Genomic DNA, 16015 nt, shown 5'->3' with positions numbered 1-16015 from the left:
AGGCGCATCCGGGCATCGACTTACGAAGAAGAGGAACGCATGACCCAGAAATACGAAATCGGAGTGCCGTACCACGCGGTGGCGCAGCAGCCCGAACACAAGTCGAACAATCGAATGCACGAGGATGCGCTGCCGCAGAAGCTCGGTTTCCGCGGCGCTTTCGTCCTCGGCGTCGGCCTCTACGGCTACATGACGCGTGCGCTGGTCGCCACGCTCGGCGAAGCGTGGCTGAGCCGCGCGGTGAACGAGGTGAAGCTCATCAAGCCGGTGTGCGCGGGAGACCGCATCCGCATCGAAACGCTGGCGGTGCCGGACGGCGAGGCGGAGCGCGCATTCGAAGTCACGATGTACAACGAAACCGCCGGCGGCGAAGTGTCGGCGAAGCTCACCAGCTCGGTGCCGGACCCGTTTCCGCCGCTCGATCCCACGGCGAACCTTGCGCCCAACGAGTGGGAAGGGCCGGTCACGCTGCGGCGGACGTGGGACAACATCGTCGTCGGCAAGGCATACCGCTCGCTGCATGCGACTCTCACCGCCGAAGACAACGCGCACTGGACTCGCGTGCTCGGCGACGATCTCGCGATATACCGCGAAGGCGAGCGCCCGCCGCTGCACCCCGCGCACGTCCTGCGCCAGGTGCAGCTCGGGTACAACAACCAGTTCATCGGTGAGAGCGCGGTGCACAGCTCGGGCAAAGCGGTGATCCGCCGCATGCTGCGCGTCGGCGACCCGGTGCAGGTCCTCACCGTGCCGATCGACAAGTGGGAGAAGAAACAGAACCACTGGCTCACGGTTTACTGCGCCGTGCGCAGCCGCGGCGAAGTCTGCGCGGAAATCTTCCATCACCAGATCATCAAACTGCGCGGCGCTGAAGCCGCGCCGGCGGCGCTCAAATGAGCGAATCGACTTTTTTCCGCATGTTCAATCCGCGGGGCATCGCCGTGGTCGGAGCCAACACCGACATCACGCGGCCGGGCCGCCAGACCGTCGATGCGCTCGAGCGTCACGGCTACCAAGGCCGGATCTACCCGGTGAATCCGAAATACGAGCGCATCGGCGAGCAGAAGTGCTTCGCCTCGATCGACGACATCGACGGGCCGTGCGACGTCGCAGTCATCGCGCTGCCGGCCGCGCTCGTCCCCGGCGCATTGGAACAGTGCGGCCGCAGGAAGATCGGCTACGCCGTCGTGGTCGGCGGCGGATTCCGCGAGATGGGACCCGAAGGCGAGGCGCTGGAGCGAAGGATGCTGGACGCCGCGCGCGCCGGGAACATGCGCATCATCGGCCCCAACTGCCTCGGCTACGTGAACATACACGACCGGGTGTACGGCAGCTTCGGCAGCATCACGCGTCCGCCGGATCTGCAGCCCGGGCCGGTATCGGCGGTGATCCAGAGCGGCGGTTTCGGCAACAGCATGGTGATCCAGGCGTCGAGCGTGGGCATCGGCTTCCGGTACCTCGTGGCGAGTGGCGGCGAAAGCGATATCAAGGTGACCGAGCTCATCGACGCGTTCGTCGACGACGCCGAGACCAAAGTGATCCTCGCGTACCTCGAAGGCGTGCAGGACGGACGAGCCTTCATGGCCGCTGCGCGCCGCGCGCTCGCCGCGGGCAAGCCGCTGCTCGTCGTGAAAGCGGGCAATACGAGCCAGGGCAAGCGCGCGGCAGCGTCGCATACGGCGTTCATGACCGCTTCCTACGACGTCTACAAAGCGGCGTTCAGGCAGTGCGGGGTGATCGAAGCGCGCGACATCGGCGATGCGGTGGACATCCTGCAGGGTCTGGTCGGCGGACGTTTCACGAGCGGGCGCAGGGTCGCGGTGATGAGCGGCTCGGGCGGATCGCTCGTGAGCTTCTCCGATGCGGCCGACGATCACGGGCTCACGCTCGGCGCCCTCACCGAGCACACGCGCTCGGTGCTCAGGGAGAACCTGCCGAGCATAGCGTCGATCAACAACCCGGTGGATTGCACCGCCGGCTTTCACAAGAAAGCGAACGCCGAGCGCTTCCGCAATTGCATCGAAGCGCTGCTCGCCGATCCGGGAATCGACCAGTTGGGTCTGTTCATGGCGACCGCCGGCGGGCCTAACCTGGTCAGCTCTTCGGAAGCGATCGTCGCCTCCAGCAATCCCTTCGAGAAGCCGATCTACACGTTCTCGGCGCTGCCGCCGGCGATGACCGTCGACGGCCGGGCGGTGCTGAAGAGCGCGAACATTCCGGTCTACGCGACGCCGCGCCGCATGGCGGCTGTGATGCGTGCAATCGCCGACTTCAGCATCGCGCGCGAGCGCAAGGACAGGCTGGCCGCGGAATATCGCCCGCCGGAGCGCCCGCGGCCTGCGCTGCCGGACCTGCCGGGATCGCTCGACGAGCACGCAGCCAAGCGCATCCTCGCCGAATTCGGCATCGCCGTGACGCGCGACGTGCTGCTGCGTGTCGATTCCAAGGTCACTGCGCTGCCGGACGGGATGCGGTTTCCGGCTGCGGTGAAGATCGCCTCCAGCGATATCGCGCACAAGACCGACATCGGTGCGGTGAAGCTCAATGTGGAGGGCGACGAGGAGCTCGCCGCCGCTGCGGCGGAGGTCGTGGCCAACGCCCGCAAAGCGGCGCCGCAGGCGAAGCTCGCGGGCGTCCTCGTTTCCGAGATGGTTGCGGACGGCATCGAGACCATCGTCGGCGTGGTCAACGATCCCGCGTTCGGCCCGGTCGTCGCGTTCGGCCTCGGCGGCATCTTCGCGGAGACGCTGCGCGACACGACCTACCGGATCGCCCCGTTCGACCTGCAGACCGCGCGCGAGATGATCGGCGAGCTGCGCGGGGCCGCGCTTTTCGGCGGGCTCAGAGGCCAGCCTGCGCGCGACACCGAAGCCCTCGCGCAGACTCTCGCGCGCGTGTCCGAGCTCGCATGGCTGTTGCGCGACCGTCTCGCGGAAATGGATATCAACCCCGTTCTGGTGCGTCCGGAGGGCGGCGGTGTAGCCGCCGCGGACGCACTGATCGTCCTGAGGTAGCCAATGACAACGAAAGAAGCGACAACGAAGGAAGCACCGTCGAAGGACGATGTGCTCGCAGCCATGCGGAAGGAAGTCGGGCAGGACTCGGCGCCGGGCGACTGGTTCACGATCGATCAGAAGCTGATCGACGAATTCATCGCGATCAGCGGCGAGACCGGCTGGCTGCACACCGATCCCGAGCGTGCCGCAAAGTCGAAGTTCGGAAAGACGATCGCGCCGGGCAACATGGGCATCGCGCTCCTGCCGCGTCTGAGCCGCAGCGTCTCGGCGTATGGCCGCTATCCGCGCAAGTATTCGCTCAACCAGGGATGGGACCGCATCCGGTTCCTCGAGCCGCTGCGCACGGGCTCACGCGTGCGCGCGCTGTCGCGCCTGCTCGGCGTCGAGGAGCGGCCGGACGGCTCGCTGCGCGTGCAGGTCGAGTTCCGGCTCGAAGTCGAGGGGCAGGAAAAACCGTGGCTGACCGCCGTCAAGGTCGGTCGATTTTTTTATTAGGACGCGAGCCCATGCTGCCGATCCGATTTGCCGCGCACGCTGGTTTTGCAGCCGCCGCGGCGCTGCTCCCGTCCCAGCCGACCCACGCCGCGCAACGCGCCGACTATCCGCTGCGGCCGATTCGCCTGCTCGTGCCGTCCGCGCCGGGCGCGAGCAACGACAGCGTCGCGCGTCTTGTCGCCAACGGTCTGACGCTGGTATTCGACAAGCCGGTCGTCGTCGACAATCGTCCGGGCGCCGGCGGAATCATCGCTTCCGAGCTGGTTGCGCACGCGCAGCCCGACGGCCACACGATCCTCTTCGTCTATGCGACGTTCACGACCGCACCGTTTCTCCAGCCGAAGCTGCCTTACGACCCGGTCAAGGATTTCGCGCCGATCACCGAGATCGCGAACCAGCCGCTGATGCTGGTGGTGAACACCTCGGTCCCGGCGAGCTCGGTCAAGGAGCTGATCGCGCTGTGCAAGGCGAAGCCGGGTACGCTGACCTCGGGCTATACGCAGATCGGCAGCGCCACCCACCTCGCGACTGAGATCTTCAAGCACCGCACGGACATCGCGAAGAGTCTGGTCTCCGTGAGCTATAAAGGCGGCGCCGCAGTCCAGGTCGCGCTGCTGTCGGGAGAAATACAGGTCGCTTTCGCGACGGCCACCGCGACGATTCCGCAGCTGAAAAGCGGCAAGCTGAAAGTTCTCGCCACATCGGCGCCCGCGCGTCTGCCGTATCTGCCGGAGGTCCAGACATTCAGCGAGGCCGGCGTCAACGGGATCGACGTGAGCGTGTGGCAGGGGCTGCTGGCGCCCGCGGCGACCCCGCACGCAATCGTCGAGCACCTCTACGCCGAAACGGCGAAGCTGCTCAAGGAGAACGACACCCGCCAGAAGCTCACCCTGCTCGGCTCCGACCCGGTAGCGAGCACGCCCGAACAGTTCAAAGCGAAGATCCGGCGCGAGCTCCAGGAGTTCGGAAAGATCATAAAGACGCTCGGCCTTCGGCCGTAGGGATCGACACCAACCATCACGAGCGCACGATGCGCTCACGGGATTCAGGCGTCCGCATGCAACCCAGGACATGCTGAACCGCAGGCCGCAGATCGACACCGCCTGCGCGGATCTCGACTGGACACCCCGCGTGGGCATGGAAGAGACGCTGATGCGGCTCTTCGAGGATTACGGCCCGGAGTTGCCGGCGTTGCACGATCTCATGGGCGCGCCGCACCTCGCGATGACGGCAGAACCGACACCGCACCGGAGGCGGAGCGCGGTGTGATTGCGGCGAAGCCGCTGCTCGCGCTCAAGATCGACGTGGACACGCTGCGCGGTACGCGCGAAGGCGTGCCGGCGATCGCGCGCTTTCTCGGCGACATCGGCGCTCAGGCCACTTTTCTGTTCAGCTTCGGCCCCGACCATACCGGCCGGGCGCTGCGCCGTGTGCTTAAACCGGGCTTGGTCCGCAAAGTCTCGCGGACATCGGTGCTGTCGCACTACGGGCTGCGCACGCTGCTCTACGGGACACTGCTTCCCGGGCCGCACATCGGCCGAGCGTGTGCGGCGCTCATGCGGCACGTGCGCACGGACGGCTTCGACGTCGGCCTGCACGCCTACGATCACGTGAAGTGGCAAGGATTTCGTGGCGCGGCGCGATGCCAGCTGGTCGCGGCACGAGCTGCAGTGCGGCATAGACGCCTTCGGTGAGATCTTCGGCGAAGCGCCGGGCGTTCACGGTGCCGCGGGCTGGCAGATGAATGAAGCCGCGTTCGGGCTGGAAGCCGCCATGGGTTTCGAGTGCGCGTCCGACGTGCGGGGCTCGCATCCGTTCGTGCCCGAGGTGTCCGTTGCGAGCGGCGCGTGCGTGCAAATTCCCACTACGCTGCCCACGCTAGCGCGCCTCCGCTTACCGCGCGTCCGATTTTTCGAAGAACTTTCGAGCGCGAACATCGATCTTGTGATCGAGGCTTACTGCGTTAGGTGTCGTGCAGCGCCTCCTGTCCTGTTGAAGGACGTTCGTCGTGCCGATGTGAGTATGTGCTTGTCGCTCAGGCGTGTTCAAGCTGCGTCCAGGCGACACCATGTAAAACCCCGTGACAATGGGCCTGCTTTCGAGTGGCGCAACGTAGCGCGCTCAAAACCTGCGCACATGCCTAGTTCCAGTCCCCGCGTGAGCTTCGTGCAGCATAGTGGCCTCCGGTGCGCCAGCCAGAATCGGGTGCCGGGTGCTAATCATCTCCACCGAGAGCCGCCTCGCGCCCGGGTTCGTCCTCGTCGACCAGCTCATACTCAAAGCGCTGGGCGCACTGAAGGTGCGTACCGAGACGCACGCCGAGAACCTTGACGTTATCCGGATGCAGCCGGAGCGCTCGCAGCAGATTTTCACCGAATATCTGAACGCCAAATATGCGCGCGATCCGCCGGACGTCGTGATTCTCGTCGTTGTCGGTCTTACCGAGGAAGACCTCGACATGCGCGGCCTAGGCCCCTCGTGAGCGGGTTCGCGCAACGCCAGAACGCGGGTGCAACGATGGAGCTCGTGCTGAGGCTCCATCCCGATTTGCGGCGCATCGTTATCGTCGGGGGGACAGCTGCCGTCGATCGCCGTGCGATCCAGCGTGCGCGTGCTGCAGCGGAGGCGGCGCGCGGGCGTGTATCCGCCGACATCTTAGACGGTTTGAGCATGGACGAATTGCGTCGCCTGGCCGTCGGAATGCCCGCGCACTCTGCCATCCTCTTCACGCGCATGTTCCGGGACGGCGCAGGCCAGTCGGTCATCTCTGCTGAGGTGGGGCAGTGGCCGGGCGGCACGCCAACGTTCCCGTCTCTACGCTCACGGACACTGTGATTGGCACTGCCGGCATCACGCTAGACGAGGTAGATCGAGATGGCTGAAGGATCATCCCTTACGCCTGCGTGCATTTTGCGGCGTTTCCGAGCGTGCGGACCCCGTGTTCAGAGCCGGGCCCGCCAGCGCACTGGCGACACGGGCTCGTGAACGTGAAATGTGCAGCCGCATCGCGCGCTCCGCCGCTTTCGCATCTTGTTTCGACAGCGCACTGAAGATCGCGACGTGCTCCCGGTGGGCTTCGCGCAGGTGTTGGGGGTTCGCGGTGGCCACGGTGACTGCCAACTGCATCTGATCGCGCAGAATTCGCAGGAACTGCGAGAGGCGAGGCTCGGGATTCACGTCCGCGATGAGCTCGTGGAATGCCTCATCGGTGCTCGAAAAAAGCGTGACATCGCTCTGCCCAACGGCTTTTGCCTGGTTCTTGAGAATTTGATCCAGACGTCGAATTTGCGACGCACTGATCGCCTGGGCCGCGCGCCTGACAGAAAGCCCCTCCAGCACTTCGCGCACCTCGTGAATCGCGAGAAGCGATTCTTCGTCCGGGTGCAGTACCGTGGCACCTTTTCTGGGCTCGCTTGCGGCTAACCCTTCGGCTACCAACTGAAGAACCGCGTCGCGAACTGGCGTCCGCGAGACGCCCAGCTTACGCGCGAGTTCCGGAATGCTGAGCGACTCTCCCGACTTCAACTCGTGCGAGAGGATGGCGTTACGCAGGATGCCGTAGACGGTATCCGAGATTCTGCCGGTCGTGTCTATTCGTTCCATCGGTGGCCGATCAATGAGGAAGGCTCGGGGGTTGACCCACTACCATCATTTTGCAGCGCCTGATCCCATCGGGATGTTCCTGAGCCATGCGTGCATTTTACATGTAATATGTAATCGGATTTTTACTCGGGATTACCTGTGGCACAGAGTCATACGAGCTGGCGAGAGCAATTCCCGGTGACGGCTTCGTACGCATATCTCGACCACGCCAGCGTCGGGCCGCTTTCGTGCCCGGCGCTGGAGACGATGACCGCGAGTCTTGGCTCGCAGGCGCGGCGCGGTTCCCTCGACCATCCGCAACTTCACGAGACGGCCGAGGACGCACGGGGCCGCTTTGCCAAGCTGACAGGCGCGTCGCCACGCCAGATTGCATATGTCCCGAGCACGTCGGCAGGCATCAGCATGATCGCTTCCGGGCTTGACCTGAGGGACGGAGACGAGGTGGTAGCGCCCGCCATCGAATTTCCTTCCGCAGTGCTCCCGTGGGTCGTGCTGAGAGACAAAGGCGTTGTGCTGCGGCGGATACCGTGTCCGGATGGACAAGTGTCGATCGATACGCTGCTCGACGCCTGTAACCGTCGGACCCGCGTCATCTCAACGTCATGGGTACAGTTCAGCAGCGGATTCAGACTCGATTTGCGTGCGCTTGGAGAGGCTTGCCGGAAGCGCGACATATTTCTGGTGGTGGACGGGATGCAGGGGGTAGGCGCTCTCGATATCGACGTGGGATCGTTGCCTGTCGATGCGCTGGTCACTCAAAGCTACAAGTGGCTGCTCGGCCCACAGGGCGTCGGCTGGCTCTATATGAGCGAGAGACTTTCCGCCGCGACAGGACTCACTGCCGCAGGCGTCAGAACGCGAGAACCTCGGGAATCCTATTTCGATCACGTTCTGCAGCCGCGTGATTGCGTGGCGCGATTCGAGTCAGGAATTCTCGATTTTCACGCGATAGGCGGAGCGACCGCGAGTCAGTGCCTGCTGATGGAGGTGGGTATACCCGCAGTAGAGGATGCCGTCGTGGAGCTCGGCGATCGGTTGCGAGTGGGTTTGTCCCGCATGGGATGCAGCGTGTTCGGCGGAGCGAAAACGTCAGGCCTGAGATCGCAGATTGTCGCGTTCAAGCATCCTCGCAGGCCCGCTCAGGAGTGCGTCGATGCTTTGCTTGCGCGCGGCGTTGTAACGAGCGTGCGCGAGAACCACGTCCGCGTATCGCCGCACTTCTACAACACACCGCAAGAGATCGATTTGCTTCTGTCGGTATTAAATTAACCGCGAACCTACCAGAGAACCCGAATGAGCTTCGATCCAGATCGCATTGTGCCTGCTGAAGCGGCGCGCTACGAAGACGAGCTTGCATTTCCGGCATCAGAGTATCAACGCCGGCTCCACGTCTTGCACGAGAACATGGATGCAGCTGGCGTCGATGTGTTGCTCGTGACGACGTGCATCAACATTCACTATCTGACGGGCTATCAGAATTCGGGACAGGATCGGTTTCAGTGCCTGATTGTGCCGAGAAACGGCGAGCCTCATTTTGTGCTTCGCAAGCTCTGGTTCACGGCCGTGCTGGGGTTGTCGTGGACGAAAGCAGGGACGCCGGTCGAGGACACTGACGACATGCATGCCGCGACGTTGGATGCATTGAAGCGCATTGCCGGCTCGACCGCTTCAATCGGCTATGACCATCAGAATCTGGGAATGCCCCCAGCTTTCTATGATCGGCTGCGCGCCACATTCTCCAATGCTCGCTTGGTGCCGAGTTTCGGCTTGGTCGAAAAATGCCGATTGTACAAATCAGAACCCGAGCTGCAGGCGATCCGAAGCGCCGCCAAGTTATCGGTGCTGGGGTTCGAGGCGGCATTCAACGAGATGACTCCCGGGAAAACCGAGAGCGACGTCATGGCGGCGTCTTACAACACGATGGTGCGTGCAGGTAGTGACTACGTGAGCGCGCAGCCGATCGTCGTAGCGGGATATCGAGACCCTCCGCGAAGGTGTCTGACGGAAGGTCGAACGTTGAGGGAGGGAACGTCGGTATGGTACGAAGGCTCCGCATTTGTGCGCCGATATGGCGCACCAATCATGCGAACGACCGCGATCGGGAAGCCGTCGGCGGATTTGGCAAAGATTTCGGCCGTCATGGTGAGCGCTCTGAATGCCATCCTCGATACCGCAGGGCCAGGCGTCACGGCTGGAGCAGTCGACAGAGCCGCACGCGCAGTCGTGGAGAAAGCCGGACTGGGGCGGTTTTGGCTGCATCGAACGGGGTATTCGATGGGCGCGAGCTTTTCGCCCACATGGGGCGAGGGCGAGATCATGGATATCAAGGCTGGCGACACCCGAGTCCTGGAACCCAACACGGTGTTTCATACGGTGCCGTGGGTACTCGTTCCCGGCCTCGGCTGTATCGGCAATAGCGAGACGTGGATGGTCACGCACGACGGCGTCGAAGTCTTGACGATCACGCCTCGAGAGCTACGCATCCGTGACTGACTTTTTGCGCCCGGGGCTCGATCACTTTGACATAACGCGATTCCGAAAGGTACAAATGAAAGTTCGATACTTGGCGGCCGTGTTGTTGATCTCGGCCGGGGTTGCCGGGGCCAGCGAATCTACATATCCCTCCCGTCCGATTCGATTTATCTGTCCTTACGCTCCCGGCGGCAATTGCGACATCTTCACACGCACGATCGGCAGGAAGCTTGGCGACGCCTTGGGACAGCCGGTGGTGGTAGACAATCGGGCCGGTGCAAATGGAGGGATAGGCACGGCGCTCGTCGCGAAGTCGGCGGGCGACGGCTACACCCTGCTCATGGGCAATAGCGGTCCCATGACCATAAACCCGGTGCTCTACGAAAGCGTTCCGTACGATCCGGTCAAAGACTTTGCCCCGATCACGCTTGCCACGTCGTACATGTACGTGCTCGTGGTTCCCCCGAATATGCCCGTCAGCTCACTGAACGATTTCATTGCATCCGTCAGGGCAAAGCCCGGTGCCATGACATACGGGTCGACCGGGATAGGCGGCGGTAACCATCTTTCTGGCGAGTTGTTCAATCTCATGACGCACACGAAGTCAATTCACGTCCCATACAGCGGGAGCGGGCCAGCTCTGAGCGCTCTCCTGGGCGGCCAGATCAATTACATGTTTGACACGGTGATCACCTCGGTGCCGCAACTGCAGGCGGGCAAGATCAAGGCGCTAGGTGTGACCGGACTCAAGCGTGCGTCGGCATTGCCAGCGATCGCGACGCTTGATGAACTCGGGCTGAGGGGGTTTGAGCTGACTCAATGGCAAGCGGTCGTGGCGCCGGCTGGAACTCCGAAGGAGATTGTGCAGAGATTGAACCGAGAGGTCGTTCGAGCGCTGCACATGCCCGATGTCATCGACGTGCTCGTGACGAAAGGTGGCAGCGAGCTGGTCGGGAGCACCCCGGAAGAGTTCGCCAATGTCATCAAGAGCGATCTTGCGAAGTACGCAAAGCTGGTGAAAGCCGCAGCGATCAAACCGCGGTAAGAGAGCCTGCCGGAACCGGATGGATTGCCGGTGGACGTGACCGCGGCGATCATGAAGGCGGGACCCGGTGGATGGAGTTGAGCGACAAGCACGAACGGGCACGCTTCGCTGTGCTTGGCGCCGAGATCGACGCGCGGAACGACAAGTCACCGCGGCATTGAACAGAGGACCGGCAGCCGGTTCGATCCTTAGTCGTTAGGCCGGTAGCCCGATGTCTGTTGCTCGGTGTAGCGCTTCTTCTTCACGTCCGCCTCCCTCAGGAACGGACTTTACTAACTTCTTGGTGGTGTCGTCGAAGGGAGCAGGTCACACCTAACGCAATGCGCGCCGTCGTGCGTGCTGGGAGAACCGCTCGGCCGTCACGTGACGAGGTAAGCCTCCTACATACATCGACGACTGACCGGGCAAGCCGACGCGAAGCTGCTCGGCTCGATACATCAACTTGTCAACAAATACCACCAAGAAGGACTCCGCGGCGGCTATGTATTCCGAGTGCTTCCCGACTACGATCAGCAAGAGCGTCTGATCCGCAATATCGGGTACGTTGTAAAGCTCAACGCGATCTTCATTGATCTTGGCCATTTCGTTATTCCCGTCTGTGCGAGTGTAACTACCACTATTGCATCGGTTCGATGAGCATCTGCCAGTAGTACTCTGCCGCCTGCTCCGTCGAGAGTTTGTCGTCACGCTTGGCTTGAGAAAAGATCCCCATGGCCTTGAGAAACAAGGTCTGGTCATCATGCTCGACGGTCAGGATTTCGTTAAAGCTGTTGGAGCGTGCAGAGGCCTCGCGCGAGTAGGAGATGCCGTCTTCTCTAAAAGTGCCGCCCAGCCGTATGCCACACTCCGCTTCTTTCTTGCCGGATCGATAGATCGCCGCAGTGAAGTTGTTCGCGTCCACTCGGCGATACCTGCACTCTACGTCGGAATGGCGTCTTTGCAGTTCCTGCAAAGACGCCTCGAAGAACTGCGCGATTAACTCGAACGAATCGTGCAGATAGTTGTCCTTGTCGGCTTCGGAAAATACCTGCCGAAGTCGCATGTTGCTCGAGCGCCTCGGTGACGAACTCGCGACTGGCCGAGACGCAAATTCGCGGGGCGGCGTGTCGGCAATGCTGTGCTGTCCTCCGCGGGAACTTCCCAGGTGTTCTATAACCTCGCGGACCTTTCGCGCGACGTCAGCGTACGCCTCATCGAAATTCGACCAGGTTGTAATCGGCTTGCCATGGCGGGGAACGGCCAGAAGTTTGCCGAGCGGAGTTTTTTGCCAATCGCATGGACGTACGATGACGGGTATCACTACTGCGTCTCCGGACGCGTGCCGAGCCATTGCGCGCTGCATCTCGATTCCATAGCAATAGCGGGAGGCTAGAAAGCTTGAGCTGACCAGCAGAAGAATAACGTCAGCCTGCTCAAGGTGAGTGTCGATTTCGGCATCAAAGCCCGATCCGGCGAGAATACGGCGGTCGTGCCAGGACTCGATCAAGCCTTCGTGCTGCAGGGACGCGAGGTGCTTCTCCAGCTGATCGCGGTGTTGCTCATCGTCGTGAGCGTAGGAAAAGAAAATCTGCGACATTTTGTTCAGGCCTCTCCAAGAACGGTGCAGCCGCCCGAATTTTAACGCCGCCGAGGTCCGCGATTTGATTGTTATCGGGTAGCTTGTGCTGTCGCGCTCTCGTCTCTAGATAAGCAAGTTTCTTTAGCGCAAAATATTGAGTAGCTCATCCTATGAGCCACCCCCTGTGCTTATATTCGAGGCATTCGGCACGAGGGGACGACATGATCACACTGAGAATCGGGACCGAAACACGGGCATTGGCTGATGCGTCCGAAAGTTGGATTACTGATCAGCTGAACCGTAGACGGGGCGACGGCCAACCTGTATGCGTTGAGGTTGCTATTAATACCAGCGGCCTCAACCTGCGCCTTGCTACGGCAGCATGTGGCGGGACGGGTGGCGGCGGTCGCGCTCCGAATGCCAACGAAGCACGGATCTTCGAACTGTGGGAAAGCAAAGGGTTGTCGTCGGACCGGTTCACTGGCGGCGAGGTCGTTGCTTTTCTCAAGCAACTTCGACGACTAACCGCTTAATCCTGGGCGGCGAATTACGCGACCGCGGCCGGGTCCTCGATTACGCGTGGCGACGTGCCGCTGAGGTGGCTCGCGTCCGCTTTCCCGAAGTAGATGTATGTCGCGGCACCGTGCGATCCTCAGCATATCGAGGCAGACACCTTCTCCGCGAACCTCAGCAGCCAGGGCGTCCGAATGCCCGCGATGGAGGGCTGTGCTGTGCGGGGTAACTGTTGGGGTAACCGGGTCGCCCACCGAGGCAGAGAAGGGCACGCATTCAACAGGTTAGCTCCGCGATTCGGTTGTGACCCCCGCCTCCAGTCAGATCAACGCGTTAGCGTACCTCCAGTCATTAGCGGCTTCGTTATTTACGAACGTGCTGTCGAGTGTAAACGTCGATGTCTTGATCGGCGCATCCTTCGTCAGCTATGTGTGATCAGGTGCCTCCTGTGCTTGGTTGAACGACGCGATTCGTCTCGATGTGAGTATGTGCTCGTGGCTGCGGCGTGTTCAAGCGGCGTCTATCTGACACCACGCAAAAGCTGGCGATAAGAGGGTGCTTTCGAGTGGCAGCGCCGAGCGGCGCGAGCCTCGTGTAGTGAAAAGACGCTGCGGCCTGTTTCGGGCGGCACGCCGTCCGAAATGCTGCGGGACACGCGGTGGCGGCAGCGCAGGGCGAATCTTCGAATCCACTCTCTCCGCAGCGGCCCCGAGCGCTTACTCCCAACGTTCGGAAGATGTTGGCGTACGTCCATCGCTGCCGCCGCGAGTCATGGGTCCACCAAGCGATACCCGACGCCCGTTTCGGTCAGCAGACGTCTCGGCTGAGCGGGATCGGGTTCCAGCTTCTGCCGCAGGTTAGCCATGTAAATGCGAAGGTAATGGGGCCGATCGGCGTAGGCGGCGCCCCACACCTCTTTGAGCAGAAAACTGTGGGTCAGCACTTTGCCGTGATGCTTCAGCAGCGTCACGAGCAGGCGATATTCGATCGGCGTCAGGTGAATCTCCGCATTTCCCAGCATAACGCGCCGTTGATCAACATCGACGCGCAGGTCGCCCGCCTCGAGTATTGGGCTTTGCGGGAGCGGCGAGGTTGCTGACCCGTGACGGAGCGCCACTCGCAGCCGCGCGTGGAGCTCGCCTACACCGAAAGGCTTCGTAAGATAGTCGTCGGCGCCGGCATCGAGTGCGGCGATCTTGTCGTCCTCCTGTAAGCGCGCGGAAAGGACGATCACCGGAACGGTGTTCCACTCTCGCAGTTTCTTCAGGAACTGCACGCCGTCGAGGTCCGGCAGGCCGAGATCGAGAATCACGCAATCCGGTCTGCTATTGGCCGCAAGCGTAAGGCCGCGCGCTGCATTTTCCGCGTCGATCACCTCGAATCCTTCCGCGCCCAGCGCGGTGCGCAGGAAATGGCGGATGGCGGGTTCGTCCTCGACGACGAGCACGACCGCCTTCGGCGCGCTCAATGCGCCTCCGTTTCGAGCTCGCGCTCGACGACCGGCGCTACGCCTTCCTGCGGGATGGTGAACTCGAACATCGCGCCGCCCGCCGGGATGTTCTCGGCGCGTATCGTGCCGCCATGTGCTTCGACGATCGCCTTGCAGATCGCGAGACCGAGGCCGACGCCGCCCGGGCCGCCGCCCGCGGCGCCGCGGTAGAACTTCTCGAAGATCTTCGCCTCCTCGCCTGAAACAAGCCCCGGGCCGTCGTCGGTGACGGTGACGACCAGCTCGCCATGGCGGAAATCCGCGCCGACATTAATGTGTCCGCCCTCGGGGGAGTACTTGGCTGCGTTTTCGAGCAGGTTCACGAGCACCTGCTCGATCAGCAGTGAATCGAACCGGGCGAGCTTGGTTCGCGCCGGCAGCGCCGTCGTCACGTGATGCCGCGCGAGCCTCGCAGCGAGGCGCGACAGCGCGGCGCCGACCACTTCCTCGACCGGCTGCCATTCGAGCTGGACTCGTGTCGCACCTGCCTGGAGCTTCGCGAGGTCGAGCACCTTCGCGATGACGTCGCTCATGCGGCGCGCTTCCTCGGACACGTTCCGCGCGAGCTCGCGTCGCGCTGCATCCGACAGCGCGTCGGATTCGGCGAGCGTCGAGGAGGCGCCAAGGATCGTGGCGAGCGGCGTGCGCAGCTCGTGCGAGATCGCGGCGAGGAGTGCGTTGCGCACGCTCTCGGTCTGCGCGCGGAGCTCGGCGGCGCGGGCCGACTCCGCCACCTGTGCGCGCTCGATCGCCACCGCGATCTGGCCCGCGAAAGTCTCGAGTAGCCGGCGCTGCTCCGGCACGAAGAGTCGGCGCGGGTTCGCGGGGAGCAGAGCGAGCACGCCGATCGTTCTGCCCGGCGCGGCGAGCGGCACGAAATGCGTGTCGCTGCCGGCGAGCGTATCGGTGCCGAGTCCCGCGGGCTCGGTGTGGTCGTACACCCACTGCGCAATGTTGAGATCGGCGCCATGCAGCGAGCCGTATCCGCTTTGGGCCTTCGGATAGCGCATGCGCCCGTCGGCGTCCGGCAGCAGCAGCACGACCTGGCTTGCGAACACGTCCGATACGTGGCGCACCGCGATGCCGACGATCACTTCGAGCTTGTCGGTCGCAGCGAGCTCGCGGCTCATGTCGTAGAGCGCGGAAGCACGCTCTTCGCGATAGCCGGCGATGCGCGCCTGCAGCCGAACGCGGGCGGCCAGCTCGCTTATTACGAGGCCGACCACGAGCATGACGCCGAAAGTGACGAGGTATTGCGTGTCCGAGACGGCGAAGGTGAGATACGGCGGGACGAAGAAGAAATCGAAAGCGGCGACGCAAAGGACGGCCGCGAGTATCGAAGGGCCGCGTCCCAGAAAGAAGGCCGCCGCGACGACGCCGAGCAGGTACACCATCACGATGTTCGAGAGCTCGAACGCGCCGTGCATGGTCGACCCGATCAGAGTAGCGACCGTCGCGACCACGCCGGCGTAGGCGTACCGCGGCCAGCGCAGCTTGTCGGAGCGCCGTATATCGAGCGCTTCGCGCGTGCGTGCGATCATCGTCGCGGCAAGCGTCGTCGGCCGCTCTTGCGCGCCGACGATCGAGACGTCGAGGTCGTGCGCGCCGGCCACGACGCGGTCGGCGGTCGACCCCACGAGCCATTTGCGCAATCCGCGACGGTGCGGGCGTCCGACGAGGATGCGCGTGATGTTCTGCCCGCGCGCGAAGTCGAGCACCGCTGTCGCGACGTCGCCCCCGCCGATCACCACGCTTTTTCCCCCGAGGCTTTCGGCGAGCCGCAGCGCCGAGAGCGTGAGGTCGCGCTCGGCTTCCGGCGCGCG

The 16015-nt window shown here is 63.1% G+C and carries 17 protein-coding genes; 12 read left to right on the top strand and 5 right to left on the bottom strand.

What is annotated here, in order from left to right:
• The first annotated feature begins 39 nt into the window (after nucleotides 1-39).
• From VHP37_32075 to VHP37_32040, 8 genes are all read left to right on the top strand, one after another.
• Entirely contained in the window at nucleotides 40-897 is an 858-nt protein-coding gene (locus VHP37_32075) for a hypothetical protein (GenBank protein ID HEX2831016.1), read from the top strand.
• Nucleotides 894-3014, top strand: coding sequence for an acetate--CoA ligase family protein (locus VHP37_32070; protein ID HEX2831015.1), 2121 nt, complete (start codon nucleotides 894-896; stop codon nucleotides 3012-3014). The genes VHP37_32075 and VHP37_32070 overlap by 4 nt, the downstream gene beginning before the upstream one ends.
• Nucleotides 3015-3017: 3 nt before the next feature.
• Nucleotides 3018-3512 carry a MaoC/PaaZ C-terminal domain-containing protein gene (locus VHP37_32065; GenBank protein ID HEX2831014.1) on the top strand — a complete coding sequence of 165 codons (495 nt, stop codon included), beginning with the start codon at nucleotides 3018-3020 and terminating at the stop codon, nucleotides 3510-3512.
• Between the two features lie 11 nt (nucleotides 3513-3523).
• On the top strand, nucleotides 3524-4513 hold the full coding sequence (locus VHP37_32060) for a tripartite tricarboxylate transporter substrate binding protein (protein HEX2831013.1): 990 nt from the start codon (nucleotides 3524-3526) through the stop codon (nucleotides 4511-4513).
• A 70-nt stretch (nucleotides 4514-4583) separates the two neighbouring features.
• Nucleotides 4584-4781: a hypothetical protein gene (locus VHP37_32055; protein HEX2831012.1), complete on the top strand. Its 198-nt coding sequence runs from the start codon at nucleotides 4584-4586 to the stop codon at nucleotides 4779-4781.
• Complete coding sequence (locus VHP37_32050) at nucleotides 4778-5206, top strand: hypothetical protein (protein HEX2831011.1); 429 nt, start codon at nucleotides 4778-4780, stop codon at nucleotides 5204-5206. Before VHP37_32055 ends, VHP37_32050 begins: the two co-directional genes overlap by 4 nt.
• A 482-nt stretch (nucleotides 5207-5688) precedes the next feature.
• The gene (locus tag VHP37_32045; GenBank protein ID HEX2831010.1) at nucleotides 5689-5994 is read left to right on the top strand and encodes a hypothetical protein; all 306 of its coding nucleotides are present in this window, start codon (nucleotides 5689-5691) and stop codon (nucleotides 5992-5994) included.
• 35 nt (nucleotides 5995-6029) lie between these two features.
• Complete coding sequence (locus VHP37_32040; protein ID HEX2831009.1) at nucleotides 6030-6347, top strand: hypothetical protein; 318 nt, start codon at nucleotides 6030-6032, stop codon at nucleotides 6345-6347.
• A gap of 51 nt (nucleotides 6348-6398) precedes the next feature.
• Here the strand turns inward: VHP37_32040 and VHP37_32035 are convergent, their stop codons facing one another.
• A complete protein-coding gene (locus tag VHP37_32035) occupies nucleotides 6399-7115 on the bottom strand; it encodes a GntR family transcriptional regulator (protein ID HEX2831008.1) in 717 nt (238 codons plus the stop codon).
• Between the two features lie 177 nt (nucleotides 7116-7292).
• Between VHP37_32035 and VHP37_32030 the strand changes: the two genes are divergently transcribed.
• Genes VHP37_32030 through VHP37_32020 form a run of 3 tightly spaced genes read left to right on the top strand, consistent with a single transcriptional unit; the run spans nucleotide 7293 to nucleotide 10632 of the window.
• The gene (locus VHP37_32030; GenBank protein ID HEX2831007.1) at nucleotides 7293-8384 is read left to right on the top strand and encodes an aminotransferase class V-fold PLP-dependent enzyme; all 1092 of its coding nucleotides are present in this window, start codon (nucleotides 7293-7295) and stop codon (nucleotides 8382-8384) included.
• A 24-nt stretch (nucleotides 8385-8408) separates the two neighbouring features.
• Entirely contained in the window at nucleotides 8409-9608 is a 1200-nt protein-coding gene (locus VHP37_32025; GenBank protein HEX2831006.1) for a Xaa-Pro peptidase family protein, read from the top strand.
• A gap of 55 nt (nucleotides 9609-9663) precedes the next feature.
• Nucleotides 9664-10632, top strand: a complete 969-nt coding sequence (locus VHP37_32020) for a tripartite tricarboxylate transporter substrate binding protein (GenBank protein HEX2831005.1) — start codon at nucleotides 9664-9666, stop codon at nucleotides 10630-10632.
• 312 nt (nucleotides 10633-10944) lie between these two features.
• Here VHP37_32020 and VHP37_32015 read toward each other — a convergent pair whose 3' ends face one another.
• Together VHP37_32015 and VHP37_32010 are read right to left on the bottom strand one after the other, a co-directional pair.
• Nucleotides 10945-11214: a hypothetical protein gene (locus VHP37_32015; GenBank protein ID HEX2831004.1), complete on the bottom strand. Its 270-nt coding sequence runs from the start codon at nucleotides 11212-11214 to the stop codon at nucleotides 10945-10947.
• A gap of 34 nt (nucleotides 11215-11248) precedes the next feature.
• The gene (locus tag VHP37_32010; protein ID HEX2831003.1) at nucleotides 11249-12208 is read right to left on the bottom strand and encodes a toll/interleukin-1 receptor domain-containing protein; all 960 of its coding nucleotides are present in this window, start codon (nucleotides 12206-12208) and stop codon (nucleotides 11249-11251) included.
• Between the two features lie 203 nt (nucleotides 12209-12411).
• Here VHP37_32010 and VHP37_32005 point away from each other — a divergent pair, with 203 nt between their 5' ends.
• Nucleotides 12412-12723 (top strand): hypothetical protein, encoded by a 312-nt coding sequence (locus VHP37_32005; protein ID HEX2831002.1) that lies wholly within the window; start codon nucleotides 12412-12414, stop codon nucleotides 12721-12723.
• A gap of 749 nt (nucleotides 12724-13472) precedes the next feature.
• Here the strand turns inward: VHP37_32005 and VHP37_32000 are convergent.
• Both VHP37_32000 and VHP37_31995 read right to left on the bottom strand, forming a co-directional pair.
• Complete coding sequence (locus VHP37_32000; protein HEX2831001.1) at nucleotides 13473-14171, bottom strand: response regulator; 699 nt, start codon at nucleotides 14169-14171, stop codon at nucleotides 13473-13475.
• Nucleotides 14168-16015, bottom strand: a 1848-nt coding sequence (locus VHP37_31995; GenBank protein ID HEX2831000.1) for a DUF4118 domain-containing protein, incomplete at its 5' end; no start/stop codon positions are given. The genes VHP37_31995 and VHP37_32000, both read right to left, overlap by 4 nt.

The organism is Burkholderiales bacterium (genome assembly GCA_036262035.1).
Taxonomy (GTDB): Bacteria; Pseudomonadota; Gammaproteobacteria; order Burkholderiales; family SG8-41; genus JAQGMV01.
Note: the sequence above shows the minus strand (reverse complement) of the source record. Positions and strands in the feature narration are given on the sequence as shown.

Excerpts from the sequence above, each read along its gene's own strand:
- VHP37_32035 (HEX2831008.1), bottom strand. The coding sequence starts at position 7,115 with ATGGAACGAATAGACACGACCGGCAGAATCTCGGATACCGTCTACGGC.
- VHP37_32020 (HEX2831005.1), top strand. The coding sequence starts at position 9,664 with ATGAAAGTTCGATACTTGGCGGCCGTGTTGTTGATCTCGGCCGGGGTT.
- VHP37_32010 (HEX2831003.1), bottom strand. The coding sequence starts at position 12,208 with ATGTCGCAGATTTTCTTTTCCTACGCTCACGACGATGAGCAACACCGC.
- VHP37_32025 (HEX2831006.1), top strand. The coding sequence starts at position 8,409 with ATGAGCTTCGATCCAGATCGCATTGTGCCTGCTGAAGCGGCGCGCTAC.
- VHP37_32055 (HEX2831012.1), top strand. The coding sequence starts at position 4,584 with ATGCTGAACCGCAGGCCGCAGATCGACACCGCCTGCGCGGATCTCGAC.
- VHP37_32060 (HEX2831013.1), top strand. The coding sequence starts at position 3,524 with ATGCTGCCGATCCGATTTGCCGCGCACGCTGGTTTTGCAGCCGCCGCG.
- VHP37_32040 (HEX2831009.1), top strand. The coding sequence starts at position 6,030 with ATGGAGCTCGTGCTGAGGCTCCATCCCGATTTGCGGCGCATCGTTATC.
- VHP37_32065 (HEX2831014.1), top strand. The coding sequence starts at position 3,018 with ATGACAACGAAAGAAGCGACAACGAAGGAAGCACCGTCGAAGGACGAT.
- VHP37_32015 (HEX2831004.1), bottom strand. The coding sequence starts at position 11,214 with ATGGCCAAGATCAATGAAGATCGCGTTGAGCTTTACAACGTACCCGAT.
- VHP37_32070 (HEX2831015.1), top strand. The coding sequence starts at position 894 with ATGAGCGAATCGACTTTTTTCCGCATGTTCAATCCGCGGGGCATCGCC.
- VHP37_32005 (HEX2831002.1), top strand. The coding sequence starts at position 12,412 with ATGATCACACTGAGAATCGGGACCGAAACACGGGCATTGGCTGATGCG.
- VHP37_32075 (HEX2831016.1), top strand. The coding sequence starts at position 40 with ATGACCCAGAAATACGAAATCGGAGTGCCGTACCACGCGGTGGCGCAG.